General features: G+C 62.6%; 14 protein-coding genes. 1 reads left to right on the top strand and 13 read right to left on the bottom strand.

The genetic code is table 11. From position 1 onward, the window contains the following. Positions 1–193: 193 nt before the first annotated feature. From Q0P52_RS12890 to Q0P52_RS12840, 11 genes are all read right to left on the bottom strand, one after another. A complete protein-coding gene (locus tag Q0P52_RS12890; protein WP_293762862.1) occupies positions 194–1,129 on the bottom strand; it encodes a choline ABC transporter substrate-binding protein in 936 nt (311 codons plus the stop codon). A gap of 328 nt (positions 1,130–1,457) precedes the next feature. Beyond that, a complete protein-coding gene (locus Q0P52_RS12885) occupies positions 1,458–2,444 on the bottom strand; it encodes a GlxA family transcriptional regulator (protein WP_293762865.1) in 987 nt (328 codons plus the stop codon). A 128-nt stretch (positions 2,445–2,572) separates the two neighbouring features. Further along, entirely contained in the window at positions 2,573–3,436 is an 864-nt protein-coding gene (locus tag Q0P52_RS12880; protein WP_293762867.1) for a proline/glycine betaine ABC transporter permease, read from the bottom strand. 64 nt (positions 3,437–3,500) lie between these two features. After that, a complete protein-coding gene (locus tag Q0P52_RS12875) occupies positions 3,501–4,553 on the bottom strand; it encodes a glycine betaine/L-proline ABC transporter ATP-binding protein (protein WP_293762870.1) in 1,053 nt (350 codons plus the stop codon). 698 nt (positions 4,554–5,251) lie between these two features. After that, positions 5,252–6,364, bottom strand: coding sequence for a hybrid-cluster NAD(P)-dependent oxidoreductase (locus tag Q0P52_RS12870; RefSeq protein ID WP_293762875.1), 1,113 nt, complete (start codon positions 6,362–6,364; stop codon positions 5,252–5,254). A gap of 129 nt (positions 6,365–6,493) precedes the next feature. Beyond that, on the bottom strand, positions 6,494–7,765 hold the full coding sequence (locus tag Q0P52_RS12865; protein WP_293762878.1) for an aromatic ring-hydroxylating dioxygenase subunit alpha: 1,272 nt from the start codon (positions 7,763–7,765) through the stop codon (positions 6,494–6,496). Between the two features lie 89 nt (positions 7,766–7,854). After that, positions 7,855–8,601 (bottom strand): electron transfer flavoprotein subunit beta, encoded by a 747-nt coding sequence (locus tag Q0P52_RS12860; protein WP_293762881.1) that lies wholly within the window; start codon positions 8,599–8,601, stop codon positions 7,855–7,857. Further along, entirely contained in the window at positions 8,598–9,698 is a 1,101-nt protein-coding gene (locus tag Q0P52_RS12855) for an electron transfer flavoprotein subunit alpha/FixB family protein (protein ID WP_293762884.1), read from the bottom strand. Before Q0P52_RS12855 ends, Q0P52_RS12860 begins: the two co-directional genes overlap by 4 nt. Next, complete coding sequence (locus tag Q0P52_RS12850; RefSeq protein WP_293762887.1) at positions 9,695–11,593, bottom strand: DUF3483 domain-containing protein; 1,899 nt, start codon at positions 11,591–11,593, stop codon at positions 9,695–9,697. The genes Q0P52_RS12855 and Q0P52_RS12850 overlap by 4 nt, the downstream gene beginning before the upstream one ends. Before the next feature lie 2 nt (positions 11,594–11,595). Further along, positions 11,596–13,656 carry an NADH:flavin oxidoreductase gene (locus Q0P52_RS12845; RefSeq protein WP_293762890.1) on the bottom strand — a complete coding sequence of 687 codons (2,061 nt, stop codon included), beginning with the start codon at positions 13,654–13,656 and terminating at the stop codon, positions 11,596–11,598. A 15-nt stretch (positions 13,657–13,671) separates the two neighbouring features. Further along, positions 13,672–14,205 carry a DUF5943 domain-containing protein gene (locus Q0P52_RS12840; RefSeq protein WP_293762893.1) on the bottom strand — a complete coding sequence of 178 codons (534 nt, stop codon included), beginning with the start codon at positions 14,203–14,205 and terminating at the stop codon, positions 13,672–13,674. A gap of 530 nt (positions 14,206–14,735) precedes the next feature. Between Q0P52_RS12840 and Q0P52_RS12835 the strand changes: the two genes are divergently transcribed. Further along, the gene (locus Q0P52_RS12835) at positions 14,736–15,416 is read left to right on the top strand and encodes a CPBP family intramembrane glutamic endopeptidase (protein ID WP_293762896.1); all 681 of its coding nucleotides are present in this window, start codon (positions 14,736–14,738) and stop codon (positions 15,414–15,416) included. A 296-nt stretch (positions 15,417–15,712) separates the two neighbouring features. Here Q0P52_RS12835 and Q0P52_RS12830 read toward each other — a convergent pair whose 3' ends face one another. Then, complete coding sequence (locus Q0P52_RS12830; protein WP_293762898.1) at positions 15,713–16,558, bottom strand: glycine betaine ABC transporter substrate-binding protein; 846 nt, start codon at positions 16,556–16,558, stop codon at positions 15,713–15,715. 256 nt (positions 16,559–16,814) lie between these two features. Next, positions 16,815–17,783 carry a dipeptidase gene (locus Q0P52_RS12825; protein ID WP_293762900.1) on the bottom strand — a complete coding sequence of 323 codons (969 nt, stop codon included), beginning with the start codon at positions 17,781–17,783 and terminating at the stop codon, positions 16,815–16,817. Positions 17,784–17,792 lie beyond the last annotated feature (9 nt).

The raw sequence follows: 17,792 nt of genomic DNA, 5'->3' as shown, positions 1-17,792 counted from the left end.
GGTCGGCGCGTCGGCGCCGGTTTGACCGCAGGCGACAGCTTTTCCCCTGCACGCGTCCTGCGCTGCGCCAGGCCACGGGCCGCAAGGACAGCAAACAACAAGGCCCCGGCGAAAGCCGGGGCCTTGTGTGGTGAAAAAGCCAATGCTTTGAAAACCTTGAACAATGCCCTTCAAGGCTGAGGCGGGTAAAACATCAATGCAGCGACTTCATCACAGCGTCGAGGCCCGGCTTGCCATCGGCGGTGGTGACACCGGCCAGCCAGGTTTTCAGCACATCGGGGTTCTTCTTCAGATAGTTGCGGGCGGCCACTTCCGGCTTCACCTTGTCCATGATCGGGCCCATCACCACGTTTTCCATGGTGGTGGTGTACTTCAGGTTGTGCAGCAGCTTGGCCACATTGGGGCAGCGGCTTTCGTAATCCGGCGCAATGGCGGTAAACACCTTGGCTTCGCCCAGATTGGGGCCGAACACGTCATCGCCGCCGGTCAGGTAGGCCATCTTGAACTTCACGTTCATCGGATGCGGCTCCCAGCCCAGGAATACGATCCACTTTTTCTGGCGGATGGAACGCTCCACTTCGGCCAGCATGCCAGCCTCGCTGGATTCCACCATCTTGAAGCCGGCCAGGTTGAACTGGTTTTTCTTGATCATGCCGTCAATCAGCAAATTGCCGTCATTGCCCGGCTCGATACCGTAGATCTTGCCATCCAGTTGCTTCTTGAATTTGGCGATGTCCTGGAAGCTCTTCAGACCACCGGCGGCCACATAGTCAGGCACGGCCAGGGTGTACTTGGCGCCCACCAGATTGGGCTTGTCCAGCACCTTGATCTGACCAGCCTTGACGAAGGGCTCGATCACCGGAGTCATGCTGGGGTTCCAGTAGCCGAGAAAGGCGTCAATCTGCTTGGTCTTGATGCCGGAGAAGGTAATGGGCACCGAGGCGATGGTGGTGGTGGGCTTGTAGCCAAGGCCCTCCAGCACCACGCTGGCCATGCCGGTGGTGGCGGCGATATCGGTCCAACCCACGTCGGCAAAACGGACATTGCGGCACTGGGCCGCATCGTTGGCCAGCGCGCTGCCCGCCAATGCCGCCAGGGCACAGCCCAGAATCATGCTGCGAATCTTCATGGTTAACTCCTCTGATGTGCTGCTCGAATGATCGAACTGATGCGGCAATGGCCATGCGGCCGCTGTAGTTATCGCCACCGCGACATCATTGCCCCAGCCCTGCCCCGCCTCTTGCGCAGGCGCGACCGTCAATTGCTTGAATCCGGCGAAAAAAAACGTCCCGAGGAAGCCATCGGGACGGAGGGAAATCGGCCCGCCATGCACGGACCGAGAAGGGATCGTCGCGTTGTAAGCAGCCGTTTTTCAACCTGCCCCGTTTGGCAACAGGATGTTGAAAGCCACTCCTTAAAACCGTTGCGCGCCACCGCGCGGCGCGGCGTCCTGGCGATCAGGCGATCACCGCGCTGTCCACCAGATACTGCTGGCGTTCGCGGCTGGGCGGGTAGCCAAACAGGCCGCGATACGATTTGGAAAAATGCGAGGAGGAGAGGAAACCACAGGCCACGGTGACTTCCATCACGCTCATATTGGTTTGCAGCAGCAGTTCGCGCGCGCGCCGCAGGCGCAAATCCAGGTAGTACTGCGCCGGCGTGGTGTTGAGATAGCGTTTGAACAGGCGCTCCAGATGACGCAGGGACACGCCCAACTCTTCGGCCAACTCTTCCAGCGAGCGCGGATTCTCGATATTGCCTTCCATCGCCAGCGCGGCGTCCACCAGCGTTTCATGGCCGGTGCCGATGCGCGCCAGCAAGGGGATATGCTGACGATCGCCGTTGTCGCGCAGGCGATCGACGATGAACTGCTCGGACACGTCGGCCGCCAGGCTCTTGCCGCCCTTGTGGCGGATCAGGTGGCACATAAAATCCAGCGGGGCCGTGCCGCCGCTACAGGTGAAGCGGTCGCGGTCCAACACAAACAGATCAGAGGTGAACTGCGTCTTGGGAAACTCCTCGCTGATGGACAGCAGGTTTTCCCAGTGAATGGCGCAACGATAGCCATTCACCACGCCAGCCTTGGCCAGCGCGAACGTGCCGGTGCAGATGGCGCCAAGCGGCACGCCTTGCGCGGCAAAACGACGGATGACAGCCAGCACCTTGTCGTCCACCGCTTCGCGCACCTGCCAGCCGCCGCAAACAATCAGCATGTCGTAGTTTTGCGGGCTTTCCGGCGCAGTGATGGGCGACAGCTCCAGCCCGTTGCTGGCGGGCACCGGATTGCCGTCAGCGGACAAGAGACTCCAGCGGTACAGCTTCTTGCGCGACAGATAATTGGCCATGCGCAAGGGTTCCACCGCGTTGGAAAACGCGATCATGGAAAACTTGTCCAGCAACAGGAAACCTATATGCGACAACTCTGCGATGTTTTGCGGGCTCATGGCGTCACCTCTGTAGATGTGTGCTGCGTTCTGGTTTTGTCGCCGTCAAAGCAGACCGGTCGACCCCGTCTTAGCGTCGACCCCTCAGCCTGTTTGCGGCTTTTTCTTGGTATGAATCGGTATTGCGCTCAGCTGCCCTGCTCGCTGCGCGCCGATGGCGAAGCGCCGAAGCTTTCGGTGATGCGGTCCAGAATGATGGCCAGCAGCACCACAGCCAGGCCGCTCTCAAAACCCAGCCCCACGTCCAGACGTTGGATACTGGCCAGCACGTCGTTGCCCAGACCGCCCGCGCCCACCATCGAGGCGATGATCACCATGGACAGCGCCATCATGATGGTCTGGTTGACGCCGGCCATGATGGACGGCAAGGCGATGGGCAACTGCACTTTGAACAGCAACTGCCAGGAGGTACAGCCGAAAGCGTGGCCAGCTTCCACCTGTTCCTTGTTCACCTGGCGGATGCCCAGATTGGTCAGGCGTACGGCGGGCGGCACGGCAAACACCACGGTGGCGAGAATGCCTGGCACCCGGCCCAGCCCAAAGAACATGGCCGCCGGAATCAGATAGACGAAGGCCGGCATGGTCTGCATGAAGTCCAGCACCGGGCGCACCACGGTGTTGACGATCTTGTTGCGCGCGCACCAGATGCCCACCGGCACGCCCAGCACCAGACTGACGCAGGTGGCGGACAAGGTGAGCGCCAGCGTGGCGATGGTTTGGCTCCAGAAGCCGGTGGCCCAGATCAGGCCCAAGGCGGCCACGACGAAAACAGCGAATTTCCAGCCCAGCCGCCACAGGCCGACGGCGACAAAGATGCCGCCCATGATCAGCGGCGGAATGCCCAGCAGAACAAACTCCACCATGTTGGCGAACCAGTCGATGGAGTTGCCGATGGCGTCAAAAGCCCCGGCATTGTGGTCCAGCATGAAATGAATGATTTCATTCACCCAGTCGCCAATCGGCAACATGTCTTGCGTGCTTGCGTCAGCCATAGCGGCTTGCTCCTTCCTGTATCCCGGTCGCGGGGCCCGGCCCCGTCATGTCGTCGGCGCCGCGTCAGTGCGAGGCAGTGGTTTGCAGCCGATGCTGTGAAATCTTGGTAAGCACGCTGCTGGGAGTGATCAGGCCGAGGCATTCGCCGTTGGCGTCGCGCACCTGCAGGGGTTCGGTCTGGCCCAGCAAGCGTTGCAGCACGTCGGGCAGGCTACAGGACGGCGGCACATGCTGGCCCAGGGCGGAGGCGTGCACCGGCAAGCCGGCTTCGATGAGATCCTTGGCTTGCAGATAACGCGAAGTGTCCACGCTCTTGAAGAAGTCGCGAACGTAATCGTCCGCCGGTTTCTCGATGATCTCTTGCGGCGTACCTACCTGCACCAGCCGGCCGCCTTCCATGATGGCGATGCGGGTACCGATGCGCAGCGCTTCTTCCAGGTCGTGCGAGACGAAGAAAATGGTACGGCGATGCTCGCGCTGCAGTTGCAACAGGATGTCCTGCATCTCGGTGCGCTTGAGCGGGTCGAGCGCTGAGAAGGCTTCGTCCATCAGCATCAGCGACGGATTGACCGCCAGCGCGCGCACCAGGCCGACGCGCTGCTGCATACCGCCGGAGAGCTGATGCGGATACTTGGCGGAGAACTGCGCCAGGCCCACCTGCTCCAGCACCTCCATGGCGCGGGCTTCGCGGGTCTTGCGATCCACGCCGGCGATTTCCAGACCGAAGGCCGCGTTGTCCAGCACCGAGCGGTGCGGCATCAGGGCAAAGCTCTGGAACACCATGCTCATGTCGCGGCGGCGCAGGTCCACCAGCTGTTTGTGGTTGAGTCGGGTGATGTCCTTGCCGTCCAGAATGATCTGGCCATCGGTCGGATCCATCAGACGGTTGATCAGGCGGATCAGCGTGGACTTGCCGGAACCGGACAGGCCCATCAGCACAAAAATCTCGCCTTCCTGCACCGAGAACGACACGTCGTTGACGCCTACCACGCTGCCGGTTTTCTGAAAGATGGCGTCTTTCTTCTCACCGGCGCGCAGCATGTCCATGACTTCGGACGACTTTCCCCCGAATACCTTATAGAGGTTTTTCACCACTATCTTGGCCGACTGCTTCATCCGTTCTCCTCCGTTGATATCGCACGCTGGCCATATCCCGCCGTCTGTCCGTTTTCTGCGCTGTCCCGTCGGGCCTTGGCCCGCAGCGTGCGGATCTATACGGCTGTCATCCATCGTGTCCGGCGTGGTCTTGCGCGGCCCCGCCGTCTCGTCCGTCGCGGGCCGCCGGCCCTGACAGACTGCTGCTTGAACTGACGGAGTCTCGTGCGCCCCGCCCCTGGCGCCGGCGGGGAATCCCTCGCGCCGGCCTGGCAACAGATGGCATTTTTCGCTGCGGTCCGCTGCATGACGCCGCTTTGGCGAACATGCAAAATTCATGAACCGATCGAAGAATGTTTAATGTAAGTCAAGGACCAAGATAGGCAGTATGGGTTACACGAAATAAGCGCATTCCGACCATCACATGCCTACAGGCGACACGCTGTCGGAAAACGACAAATAGACGCCATACCCATGCAAATTCAGCAACTTGCCTACCTTGTTTGCATCTTTTCCGAGCAAAAATTCCTTGTCGCAAAAAAACAGCAACATGCACTGCAACATAACGGCGTAACGTCTGTTACAGCCGCTAAAACGCGCCAGCAATCCGCCTGATTGTCCTACAGCAAAGACCGTGCCCACTGCCAGAAAAAATGCCCGCCACCTTGCGATGAGCGGGCATCAGGAGGCCTGACAGGCCCCTCAGGGGGAGAGAATCGTCAGCGATCCAGCACAAGATCGGTCAGCGGTTTGCTGCAACAGGGCAGGAAATAGCCCTGATCCACTTCGCGCTGGCGGATACCGCCCTCGTGCTTCATATCCACTTTGCCCTCCAGCAACCGGGTCTTGCAGGTGCCGCAGACGCCCCGCGTGCAAGAGGCCGGCAAGCGCATGCCCTTGGCCAGCGCGGCCGCCAGTACGGTCTGGCCCGGCGCCACGCTGAGGTCGTCGCCCATCTTGGCGAAATGCACATTGAAACCGGTGCCCTCTTCGCTGGGCGAGGCGCTTTCCACCACCTCGTCCGGCGGCGCGGCGTTCAGTTCGGCAAAGTTGAAGCTTTCTTCGTGATAGCGATTCATGTCGAAACCGCACTCTTGCAACAGGGCCCGCACCGACGCCATGTAGGGTGCCGGGCCGCAGCAGAATACTTGCCGCGCCAGCAAATCCGGCACCATGCCCTGCAAACGGGCGGCGTCCAGCCGGCCGATAAAGCCCGGCCACTCCGGTTCACCGGCCCGGTTTTCACAGATGATGGCCTGGGTGAAGGTGGCATGGCTGGCGGACAACAGCGCCAGCTCCTTGCGAAAGATGATGTCGCGCGGCGAGCGCGCGCTATGGATGAAGACGATGTCCGCGCCGGTGGAAAGATCGGTCAGCGCGCGCGTCATCGACATCAGCGGCGTGATGCCGCTACCGGCGGACAGGAACAGGTAAGGCGAAGCGGCGTGACGGGCGCAGGTGAATTCGCCGGACGGCCCCAGCACGTTGATGCGCTGTCCCGGCCGCAATTGTTCATGTAACCAGCCGGATACCTTGCCGCCGGGAATGCGCTTGACGGTAATGCTGACGCGATCCGGCCGGGTGGGCGTGGACGACAGGGTGTAACAGCGGTTGACGGCTTCACCGTCGATTTCCAGCTCCAGCGTGAGGAATTGTCCCGGCTGGTAATGAAAACGACGCGGCGGCTCGGCGCGGAAAACGAAGGTTTTGACGTCGTGCGTTTCTTCGCGCACCTGCACGCACTCCAGCGTGCTGTCTTCGCCCGGCTGCCACAGAGGCAGATCATCCGCCGGCAGCGGCGAGGACGGGTGGCTGTGCTTTTGTTCTGACATGGAGGCGTTCCTCGACGATGCGCCGGCAAGCCGCCGACCCTTTCGCCGCCGCTCGCCAGCCCAGGGCGGCCAACCAGACGCATGCTGCAAGTCTGGTTGGCCGAAGGCCGGTGCGGCGCGGGGTCGGACTCAGCCCTGGGCGGTATCCAGGCCGTGGCCCAGACGGTTGATGTACCAGTTGGTGAATTTTTCCACCAGCTCCTCGGTATAGGGCGAGTACGGGCCGGGACGATAGGCGGAACTGTTGACGCCCACTTGCGACTCCTCCACCAGATGGCGGTCCTGGCCGTTGGTGGCGTTCCACACGCGAGTCAGGTTGTCCACGTTGTAATCCACGCCTTCCACCGCATCCTTGTGCACCAGCCATTTGGTGCGCACCAGCGTGGTTTCCGGCGTCAGAGGCAGCACGGTGAAGGTTACGATGTGGTCGGCCATGAAGTGGTGCCAGGAATTGGGCTGGGTCCAGAACGACAGGCCGCCGGAAGACGGGTCGGTAATGTCGCCCAACAGCTTTTTGCAGGCCGCGCCGGTGTCCATGGTCTGCGACTGACCCTTGCGGTCCAGCGGCATGCGCATAGTGCGGAAGCCGGTCACGTCCGACAGTTTCTCGATTTCGGCGGAGGGCAGGCCGCAGGCTTCCCAGCGCTCGTGGTTTTCCCGCACCAGCTTTTCATAGCCTTCCAGGCCGGCCGCCAGTTCGGACTTGGGCGCAAAGCCGTAGCTGTAGGCGTACAAGGAAATGGTCAGCTCGGGATGGTTGCCGGTGCAGTGATAGCACTCGCGGTTGTTCTCCATCGTCAGCTTCCAGTTGCCGGCCTCGATGATGTCGATCTGGGCGGCCACCTTGCAGTTGTCGATCTGGTGCGGGGCGATGTAGGGCGACATCTGGCTGATCATCTGGTCGATGTCGGCCGGCGCTTCATCGGCCAGACAGACAAAGATCAGCCCTTCCAGATTGCGCACATGCACCGGTTTCAGGCTGTGGTGCGACATGTCGAAACCTTCCGGCATGTGATCGGCGAAAATCAGCTTGCCAGAGAGGTTGTAAGTCCATTGGTGGTAGGGACAGACCAGATTGCCCACCGAGCCCTTTTCCGAGTTGCACAAGCGCGAACCGCGATGGCGGCACACATTGTGGAAGGCCTTCACCTGCATGTCGTCATCGCGCAGGATCAGGATGGGCTCCTTGCCGATTTCCACGGTGATGTAGTCGCCCGGCTCGGGGATCTCCGCCGTCACGCCGACATAAATCCAATGGCGGCGGAAGATGTGCTCGATGTCGGCGTCGAAGACCGCTTGCGAGTTGTAGAACGGGGCTTCAAGACTGTGGCCGGCCTGGCGGCGAGCCACCAGCTCGCGCAAGTTGATCACCGGCTTGAAAGAAAGAGTGCTCTGCTGCATTTCACGAATCTCCAAACTTGTCCTGGTCCATGTCCATGCATCCTGAGAGCCGGTGGGTGGGTTGCTGGTCGGATGCTGTTGTGTCGTTGTCAGAAATCGACGAGCTGATGGTGCCTGAGGTACTCCAGTACAACTTGCGCTTTTTCGACAGGATCACCCTGTTTTACGACGCGCCCGGACTGCTTGCCGTCGCTGCCGGCAATGGCTCCCAGCATGCGGTCGTGACCGCTGGCGCGGCTGGCCGCCACCAGCGCGCGAGCCCGGCGGGCTGGCTCGCGACGCGGTTGGGCGAAGGCCGGCCCGGCCGCCTGCTGACGGCGGATGGCCCCCTGCCTCAGCGCGGCGTAAGACCAACCGCCGGCGCTGGCGGCGCGCTTGTCTACAGACGACACCAGAGGCAACGCGGCGGACAGCGTGCGGCGCACGCCTTTGGCCAGCCCCTGGGTAATGCGCAGCTCCTTGCCGCACACTTCCAGCGCCATGGCGTCCGGCAGCAAGGGACGCTCCAGCGCTTCGGCCAACAGGTAGGGCAGCATGCCGCTGCCTGCGCCGTTGCCGGCGCGCCCACCGCACAAGATCAGATCGTGGTCTTTCACCGCCTCGATCAGCGCCGGCAGGATGTCCTGCCCAGCCTCTACCGCCAGCACGCGCACCGCCGCCGCGCCTTGCGCCAGATAGTCCGCCAGGGCGGCGTCCTCCGCCGCGCCGGCATAGAGCACCGTCAGCTCGGTGGACAAACCGCCGGCCAGCGCCAAGGCCGCCAGTTCCGCCTCGCCGGCACAGGGCCGACCACTGACCGGGTGGGCGGCCGGCGCCACCAGTACCGCTACTTTCATGACTGTTTCTCCTGCCTGGCCGCCGCCACCAGCGCTTGCAGCGCGGCGATGAAAGCGGCGCAATCCTCGACGATGGTGAGATCGGCGCGTTTGACGATGGGCGCCGCCGCATCCAGATTCACCGCGATGACATGACGACAGCTCTTGATGCCCTGCAAATGCTGCACGGCGCCGGAAATGCCCAGCGCGATGTAGGCGCTGGCCTGCACGGTCTTGCCGGTGGCGCCCACCTGCTTGTCGCGGGTAAAGCGGCCATCGTCCACCGCCACGCGAGACGCCCCCACCGCCGCGCCCATGGTACGGGCCAGCTCCAGAAAGGACGGCACATCGGCCACGCCGTTGCCGGCTGACAAGATAAGATCCGCCTCTTCCAGCGGCAGCGCCGAAGCGGGGCTGGACTGGCTGCCCAGATCGCGCACGCGCTCTGCGGCGTTCACGCTTACCGGACTGTCGCCGCGCAGGCCCAGCCCGACAAAGGGCAGACGGGCATCGGCCACCCCGCGCGCCAGCAACAGCACCGGCGCGCTGTCGTGCAAGGCGAAGTCGGCTGATGACAGCCTGCGGCGAACGCCGTCGGCCGCGATTTCCAGCACATCGGTGACTGCCCGCAAACCCTGGCGGCAGGCAAAACGCCGTCCCAGGTCGGCATCGTCGCCGCGATCCGGAAACAGCGCCTGCGTGGGCCGCTCCTGCTTCCATACGGCGTCCAGCCAGGCCAGCAGGGCTTGCGGCGCGTAGCCGGGATCGGGCAAGGCCAACACCCGGTCCACGCCCAGCTCGGCCAGGGATACCTCGTCGTCCAGGCCGATCAGTGCGGCCAGCACTTCGGTATCCGGCCCGGCCAGCACGGCGGCGGCGGCCAGCGCTTCGATCAGCGCCTCGTCCGGCTGGCCGCGTTCGGCATGGCCCACCACCAGAATACGTTGGCCGAAGGGCCCGGCGCTGCGCAGCGGCTTGCCCGACGGGCCGTGGCCCGGTTGCTGCGCGTCGCGGCTGCCGCGCTCCTCGCCCAGCACGATGCGCTTGATGCCGCCTGGCCCCGATACCCAGGGCCGGCGCGGATCTCTGCGCGGAATTGCAGCTACGGGATGATTCATGCCTTGTCCTCCAGTCGCTCGGCCACCAGCTCGGCCAACTCGATGACATCGGCCCGCTCGCCCGGCACGCCTTCCAGCATGGCGGTGCAATTGGGGCAGGCTACCGCCACGCGACCGGCGCCGGTGGCGCGGATGTCGTCCATGCGCATGTCGGGAATGCGTCGCTGGCCCGGGATATCGGTAAAGGCCGCGCCGCCGCCCCAGCCACAGCAGCGAGCGTCGCGACGCGAGCGTTCCATTTCCACCACTTTCACGCCAATGCCCTTGAGCACATTGCGCGGCGCTTCGTAACCATCGTTGTAGCGACCCAGATAGCAAGGGTCGTGGAAGGTGACCGGCGCGGGGGCGACTGTGTCGGCTTTCAGCGGCAGTGCGCGACGCGCCAACAAGTGCTCGATCAGTTTGCTGTGATGCCAGACGTCGAACTCGCCGCCCAGCGCCGGATACTCATTGGCCAGGCAATGGAAGACGTGCGGGTCCGGCGTCACGATGCGGGCAAAGCGATAACGCCGCAGCGTGGCGATATTGTCGGCGGCCAGCCGCTGGAAGGTGGCTTCATCGCCCAAGCGGCGCGCCAGATCGCCGCAATCGCGCTCGGCTTCGCCCAGCACCGCCACCTTGAGGCCGGCGGCTTTCAGCACTTTCACCAGCGCGCGCAAGGCGCGCTGGTAGCGCATGTCGAACGCGCCCTCGCCCGCCAGCAACAGCCAGTCTGTCTCCTCGCCCGCTTGCAAGACCGGCAGATTCAGATCAATCGCCCAGTGGTAACGCACTGCCAGCGGGTAGCCGCCTACGGTGTCGGTATTGCGCAGGTTGGCCAGCGCCTCCGCGCCCTTGCCGGGCAAATCGCCGCGCTGCAAAGCAAGGTGACGGCGCAGGCTCACCACAGTGTCCACGTGCTCGATCAGCATCGGGCAGTTTTCCACACAAGCGCGACAGGTCGTGCAGGACCACAGCGTCTCGGCCGCCAGCACGCTGCCGACGATGCCCTCGCCCGGCGTCACCGTCACCGCCGCCTCGCGCCCCGGATGCGGGCTGCCGGCATAGGCAGGATCGCGCCCCCGGCTTTGCGCGGCCACCATGTCCTGGATCAGTTTCTTGGGATTGAGCGGCTGACCGGCGGCATAGGCCGGACAGGCCGCCTCGCATTTGCCGCACTGCACGCAGGCGTCAAAGGACAGCAAGCGGTTCCAGGTGAAATCCTCCACCTTGGCCACGCCCAACTCGCCCTGCTCCAAGCGCAAGGGCTGCAGATCGGACGATTTGCCGGCGAAACGCTGCGGTCGCGGGTGGAAAGCCAGATGCAACAGGCCAGCCACAGCATGCTTCATCGGCCAGCCCAGGCCGATGCCCAGCACCAGCTCCGCCCCGCCCAGCGCCAGCAAGGCGCAGGCCAGCAAGGCCAGCAGACGGCCCGCCGCGCCAGCGTCGCCGCCGGTGGCCATGACCGCAGCCACCACCAGCATGCCCATGGCGAACCAGCGCAGACGCGAGGGCAAGCGCTGCCAGCGCCCTTGCGACAAACGCTTGGGCGCGTCCAGGCGGCGGGCCGCCATCATGCGCGCGCCCACCAGCATGCCGGCCGCCAGCAAGGCCAGCAGCACGTCCAGCCAGCGCCAGTACAGCATCAGGCCGTAATTGAGCATGGACAGCAACAGGATGGCCACCGCGCCGCCCGCCACCGCCACGTGGGCGCGCGCCACTGCCGGCTCGCGCGCCACCACATGATGCAGATCGACGAAATAGCGCTTGGGCATGGCCAGCAGGCCCAGCCAGGCCACTGGCGCGGCCCGGCCTTGCCGCCATAGCGCGGCGCGACAGGCCAGCCCCACAAGCAGCAGGCCCAGCCCCAGCCACACCAGCGCGGTCAGCACAAGATCGAGGGAGAGGCTCATCGTCAGAAATCCTTCACCAGGCGCAGAGCGTCATAAATCGCCCCGTGGATGTTGTGCATGGAGATGCAGTCGCCAACGCGGAACAAGAGGAACTCGCCGCTGGCCAGCGGCTGCGACAAGGCCGGCTGCGGCTTGGCGGCAAACAGGGCGTGCACATCGGTCTGGCCCTTGTTTTTCGAGGCCTCCTTGAGCTGCCAGTAGAGGCCGTCATTGGGCAGAATGCCGTTTTCCACCACAACTTGATCCACCTCGCGCTCTTCCAGCGCCTCGGTGTACTCGTTGCGCAGCACGGCAATCTTCTTGTCCCCTTCGGCGTAAACACGGTCCAGCCAGAAATTGGGGGTGGGAATGATGCCCTGCGCGTACAGCCGGCGATAGAAAATGGGGAAGGTGGTGCCGCCCGTGTCGTCGCCCACTTTCACGTCTGGCGTGACGATTTCCACTGTGCTGCCGCGGCTAGCGAGGAAATCCGCCACGCCGAAGCCGGCATGGGTGCTCACCGCGTCGTACACCAGGACATTCTTGCCCGGCGCGGTCTTGCCGGACAGGATGTCCCAGCTGCTGACGGCCAGCCCCTCCTCCACGCCCCAGGCCGGCACTTGACCGGTGTAGGGGGAACCGCCGGTGGCCAGCACCACAATGTCCGGCCGCTCGTCCATGATGGCGGCGCGATCGGCCACCGTACCCAGCCGACGATCCACGCCCAGCCGTTGGGTTTCCATGTCCAGCCAGCGGATGATGCCGGCCATCTGTTCGCGTTGCGGCGCCTTGGCCGCCAGCACGATCTGCCCGCCCACCTGGGGTTCTTTCTCGAACAGCACCACCTCATGACCGCGTTCCCGCGCTACGCGGGCGGCTTCCAGCCCGGCCGGGCCGGCGCCCACCACGACCACGCGGCGCGGCGTTTCGCTCTTGCTGAAAGTGTGCGGCATGGTGGCTTCGCGGCTGGTGGCGGCGTTCTGGATGCACAGCACGTCCTGGCCGTGATACTGGCGGTCGATGCAATAGTTGGCGCCCACGCACTGGCGAATCTGGTCTTCCTTGCCGTCGCGGATCTTGATCACCAGATGCGGGTCGGCGATGTGGGCGCGGGTCATGCCCACCATGTCCACCATGCCGGTGGACAGGATGCGCTCGGCCTGTACCGGGTCGCGGATGCTTTGCGCGTGCATCACCGGCACCTTGGACACCGACTTGATGCCGGCGGCCAGATGCACGAAGGGCTCCGGCGGCAGGGCCATCGGCGGCATGCAGTTGGCCAGGGTGTTGTGGGTGTCCGCGCCGGAGCCCACCACCGACAGGTAATCGATAAGGCCGGTTTCCGACATCGCCGCGGCAATGTCTTTCAGCATGTCGTGGCTGAGGCCGTCCTCGTGGAATTCGTCGCCGCACATGCGCAAGCCGACACAGAAATCCGGGCCCACCTCCGCGCGCACCGCGTTCAGCACCTCCACGCCGAAGCGCAGGCGGTTTTCAAAGCTGCCGCCCCACTCGTCGGTGCGGAAATTGGTGCGCGGGCTCCAGAACTGGTCGATCAGGTGCTGGTGCGCGGCGGAAATTTCGATGCCGTCCATGCCGGCCGCCTTCACCCGGCGCGCCGCCTGGGCGAAATCGCCGATGATGCGGCGGATTTCTTCCGTTTCGATGATCTTGGCGTTGCCGCGGTGTACCGGCTCGCGAATGCCGGACGGGCTGACCAGATGCGGCCAGTGCTCGCCGTAATAGCTGGAACGCCGCCCCATGTGGGTAGCCTGGATCATGATCTTGGCGCCGTGACGATGCATGGCTTCGGCCAACCTTGCCAGCGGATCAACGATGGCGTCGGTGGCCAGATTGACCGACTTCCACCAGCTTTGCGGGCTGTCGATGGACACCGGGCTGGAGCCGCCGCAGATGGCCAACCCCAGTCCGCCCTTGGCCTTTTCTTCGTAGTAGCGGATATAGCGCTCGCCCGGCAGGCCGCCGGGTTCAGCGTACACCTCGGCGTGGGCAGTGCTGACAATGCGGTTGCGCAGCGTCAGTTTGTTGAGCGTGATGGGGGCGAACAGGTGCGGATAGCGCATGGAACACCTCTGGGCTTACAAGGGATGAACGGTAAACACGCAGTACTCGGCGCCAAGGCCCGCGCACTGGCTTTCGCGGCTGACGGTGCGGTAATCCTTGCCCAGATTCTCGCCCACCCAGTCCATCGCCCCGGAGAACCAGCCGGCAAACAGGTAACAGGCCATGTGCTCGCTCTGCGGCGCTCCGGCCACGCCCTGTGCCAGCACGAAGCAGGAGTTGTCCAGGCGGATGCTGGCGTTGCCGGTTTCCGGGTCGGCTTCGATGAAGCTGAACTGGCCCCAGCCGCGTTGCGACAGGCGGGACAGATAGTGTTCGAACACCGCCAACCCCGTCAGGCCGTGGGTTTGCGCTTCGCTGCCGCACCAGAAATGAGCGGAGCGGTAACCGGCTTCGTACAGGGAATCGGCATAGGTGCGACGGCCCAGCGCGGTCTCGATGGCCAGGTGGTTGTTGATGAAAAAGTGCCGCGGCACGTACAGCATGGGCAGGCCATTGGTGGTCCAGACGCCGGTTTGCGGATCGACATCAATGGGTACTTGGGGTTGCATGCCATTCTCCTGAACAAGGGGGGCGAGAAATTCGCTCATGCAGAGGATGGTGCCGGACGGTGCCGGGCGACGGTGCGGCGGGGACGACAGGTATTTGCCGACTAGCGACAAGACGACAGCTTGTCGTCTGTGGGCAGATTGTGGCGGGGGGGCATGGCTAGGCCAGATCGGCGCTGATTGTTGCTTGCGTATGCTCGCGACCGCTTCGCCGATTCCGCACTAGCGTTGTTTGCAAGGTGGATTTGAATAATGACTTAGCGGCTTCCGTGCTGCGGATGGAAAGAGGCCTTATGTTTGGCGGAAAATCCCTTTTATTCCTAAAGGCCATCCGGCGAGCATGGCCTTCAGCCAACAGGGAAAAGCATCCAGACAAAAGGTAAAAATAGAGAATTCGCTTTTATTACAGACTTGTTTACCGCAACCATGCTCAAAAGTGGTTTTCAAGCAAAACTTTTGAATCAGCACCCAGTCGGAGGATGACGGCAACGCTGCCGTGACAACTAAAGTGTGCTGACAGAAAAGGCAACTGTATGAAGTGGATTGCGGAAAAACGATCGCATCTCAATCACTACGACTTATTAGTATTGACTCTGATTTTCTTCGGAGCGCCCATTTATTGGTCCAATATCGGCCTGCTAACCGGGGATAGCATGACTCAAGCCGTCGGCCCAGAAGCTAGTTTTACCGATGACGACAATTTGGGCAGTCTGATTCACCAACTGGGGCTGCTGGCAATCGGTCTGGTCTACCTGCACTGGAGACGCTTCGACTGGCGCTCTCTTTCCTGGGGCATTTCCTGGCAAATGACACTGCTCGGCGTCGTCGTCTATCTTGGACTCTCATGTTTCGCTGATCTGTCGTTTTATACCTTGGCTTTATTGACCAGCTGGGATGTATGGCACCCTAACGGCTTTGGCGCGATTTTTCCCCAAAGTCTGTCGTTGATGATGTATTCGTTTTTCAATGGCTTTTACGAGGAGCTATTTTTCCTTGGGCTATTTCTGGCAGTACCGAAAGAAAGGCTATGGCTCACTCTGGCACTGAGTTTGCTCGTCCGCTTTTCCTTTCACACCTACCAAGGCATGGTCCCAGCAGCCGTCATCGGTCTGACCGGCATTCCGATGGCCTTACTGTATTTACGCGTCAAAAAACTCTGGCCCTTCTTCGTGGCCCACGCAATGGGGGACATGTTTGGATATGGGCTGGTCTAAAGTAGCCAATACCAAAGTGATATATGAGTGAGAATAAGCTTGTTTGACGACGTTAAGCTTGCACTCTCCCCCAGAGATAAAACCAGTACAGGCCTAACGCTGTAAATGCCGTTTTCACCACGACAGCATTTTCTGGCTGCCGCTCGACACGCGTCACTCTCGCAACCAAGCCCGTTTTGCTGAGACTGGCTTGAATGACCGCGTCGCAACGCACGCAGGCAGGCAGGCAGGCAAAAAATACCGCGCCGGCGTCATTCGCCCGGCGCGGTGTTCTGCAACGATCTCAGCAGGGGGAATCAGTGCGTCCACTCGCCCACTTTGCCCGGATTGGCCTTTACCCAGCTCTCGGCGGCGGCGGCCGGTTTGGCGCCGTTTTCCACATCCAGCATCACCTTGCCGATTTCCTCGGGCTTCCACTGGAATTTCTTGAAGAAGGCCACCACGTCCGGTGCCTTGGCGCTCAGGTTCGGGTTGATCACGCTGTCCACATGCTCGGCGTCGCCGTAGACCTTCTGCGGATCATCCAGGAAGCGCAGCTTCCACTTGGCGAACATCCAGTGTGGAATCCAGCCGGTGACGATGACCGGCTTTTTGGCGTTGATGGAACGCGCCAGTTCGGCAGCCATGCCGGTGCCGGAGCTGGGCAACAGCGTATAACCCAGCTGGTACTTCTTGATGGCCTCTTCGGTTTTCTTCATCACGCCGGCCCCGGCGTCGATGCCGACGATGCGGCCCTGAAAGGCAGCCTTGTTGGCATTGAGGTCGGCAATGGAATGCGCCGGAGAGTAATCCGGCACGATCAGGCCGATCTTGGCTCCGGGATAGTTCACCGCCACGTCCACCACCTTGTCCTTGAACTGGCTGTAATAGGCTTCATGCGTGGTGGGCAGCCAGGCGGACAGGGTGGCATCCAGATCGCCGCGCGCCACGCCCTGCCACATGATGCCCGCGGCCACCGGGATGATTTCCACCGGATAGCCCAGCTTGGTGCGGATAATGGTGGCGGCCACGTTGGTGGTGGCCACGCTGTCCGACCAGCCTTCCACATAGCCGATCTTGATGGTGGGCTTGTCAGCCGCGTGACTCAACAAAGGCGTGGCAAGGCCGGCCAGCAGCAGGGCAAGAAAGCTTCGTTTCTGCATCGTTTTCTCCAAACTTGAAATCGCAGGTTCTTAAGGATGAACGTCTCAGTCCGGCCGCAGTCGTCTTGCCGCATGCTCGGTACCTGATTCCGCTACTGCATCGCTCCGGGTTGGCCCAAGGCATCCCGGAATCGTTGTCGCCATCCGCAGGGCAAGCCGGCTGGCGCGTCCCCGACGCGGATCAAGCCGCGTCGATCGGGCAAGGGCTGTTGCTTGTTGCGCCAAAAAAAAGCGGGGCCAATGGCCCCGCCCAGGTTCAACACCCCCACACATCACCGAATACGCGGAGCCAGTTTTCCCCCAGCACCTTGCGAATCTTGCTTTCCGGCCAGCCGGCTTTCTCCATGGCCGCCGTCAGGTTGGGCGTTTCGCCTATGGTGCGAATGCCTTCCGGATTGAGAATAGTGCCGAAATTGGTCAGTCGACGATGGCGGCCCTTGTCGTGGGTGATCCAGTCAAAGAAGCCCTTGTCGTAGCCCTGAGTAAAGTCGGTGCCGTAGCCCACGCAATCCTCGCCCACCAGATTGATGACGTAATCCATCGCTTCCACGTAGTCGTCAACCGTGGCTTCGATGCCGCGCTTGAGGAAGGGGGGAAACATGGTGACGCCGATGAAACCGCCGTGGTCGGCGATAAAACGCAGCTCCTCATCGCTTTTGTTGCGCGGGTGTTCTTTCAGGCCGGATGGCAGGCAGTGCGAGTAGCACACCGGCTTTTTAGATTCGAGAATGGCCTCGCGCGAGGTGTTGCCGCCCACATGCGACAAATCCACCATGATGCCGACGCGGTTCATCTCGGCGATCACTTCGCGGCCAAAGCCGGACAGGCCGCCATCGCGTTCGTAACAGCCGGTGCCCACCAGGTTTTGCGTGTTGTAGCACAGCTGCACCACGCGCACGCCCATGTCGGCGAAGGCTTCGATGTAACCCAGGTTGTCTTCGAAGGCGTGGGCGTTCTGGAAGCCCAGAATGATGCCGGTCTTGCCCTCGGCCTTGGCCCGGCGGATGTCCTCGGTACCGCGCACCAGCGTGAGGATGTCGCTGTAATCGCGGATCTTGCGCTTCATTTCCGCGATATTGGCCACGGTATCCTGAAAGCCTTCCCACACCGAGACGGTGCAGTTGGCGGCTGACAGGCCGCCGCGACGCATGTCGTCAAACACGTCGCGGCTCCATTTGGCGATGATCAGCCCGTCGATGACGAGCGAGTCCTGATGCAGGCTCATGGTTATCTC

Source organism: uncultured Aquitalea sp., from assembly GCF_945957525.1.
Lineage (GTDB): Bacteria > Pseudomonadota > Gammaproteobacteria > Burkholderiales > Chromobacteriaceae > Aquitalea.
Note: the sequence above shows the minus strand (reverse complement) of the source record. Positions and strands in the feature narration are given on the sequence as shown.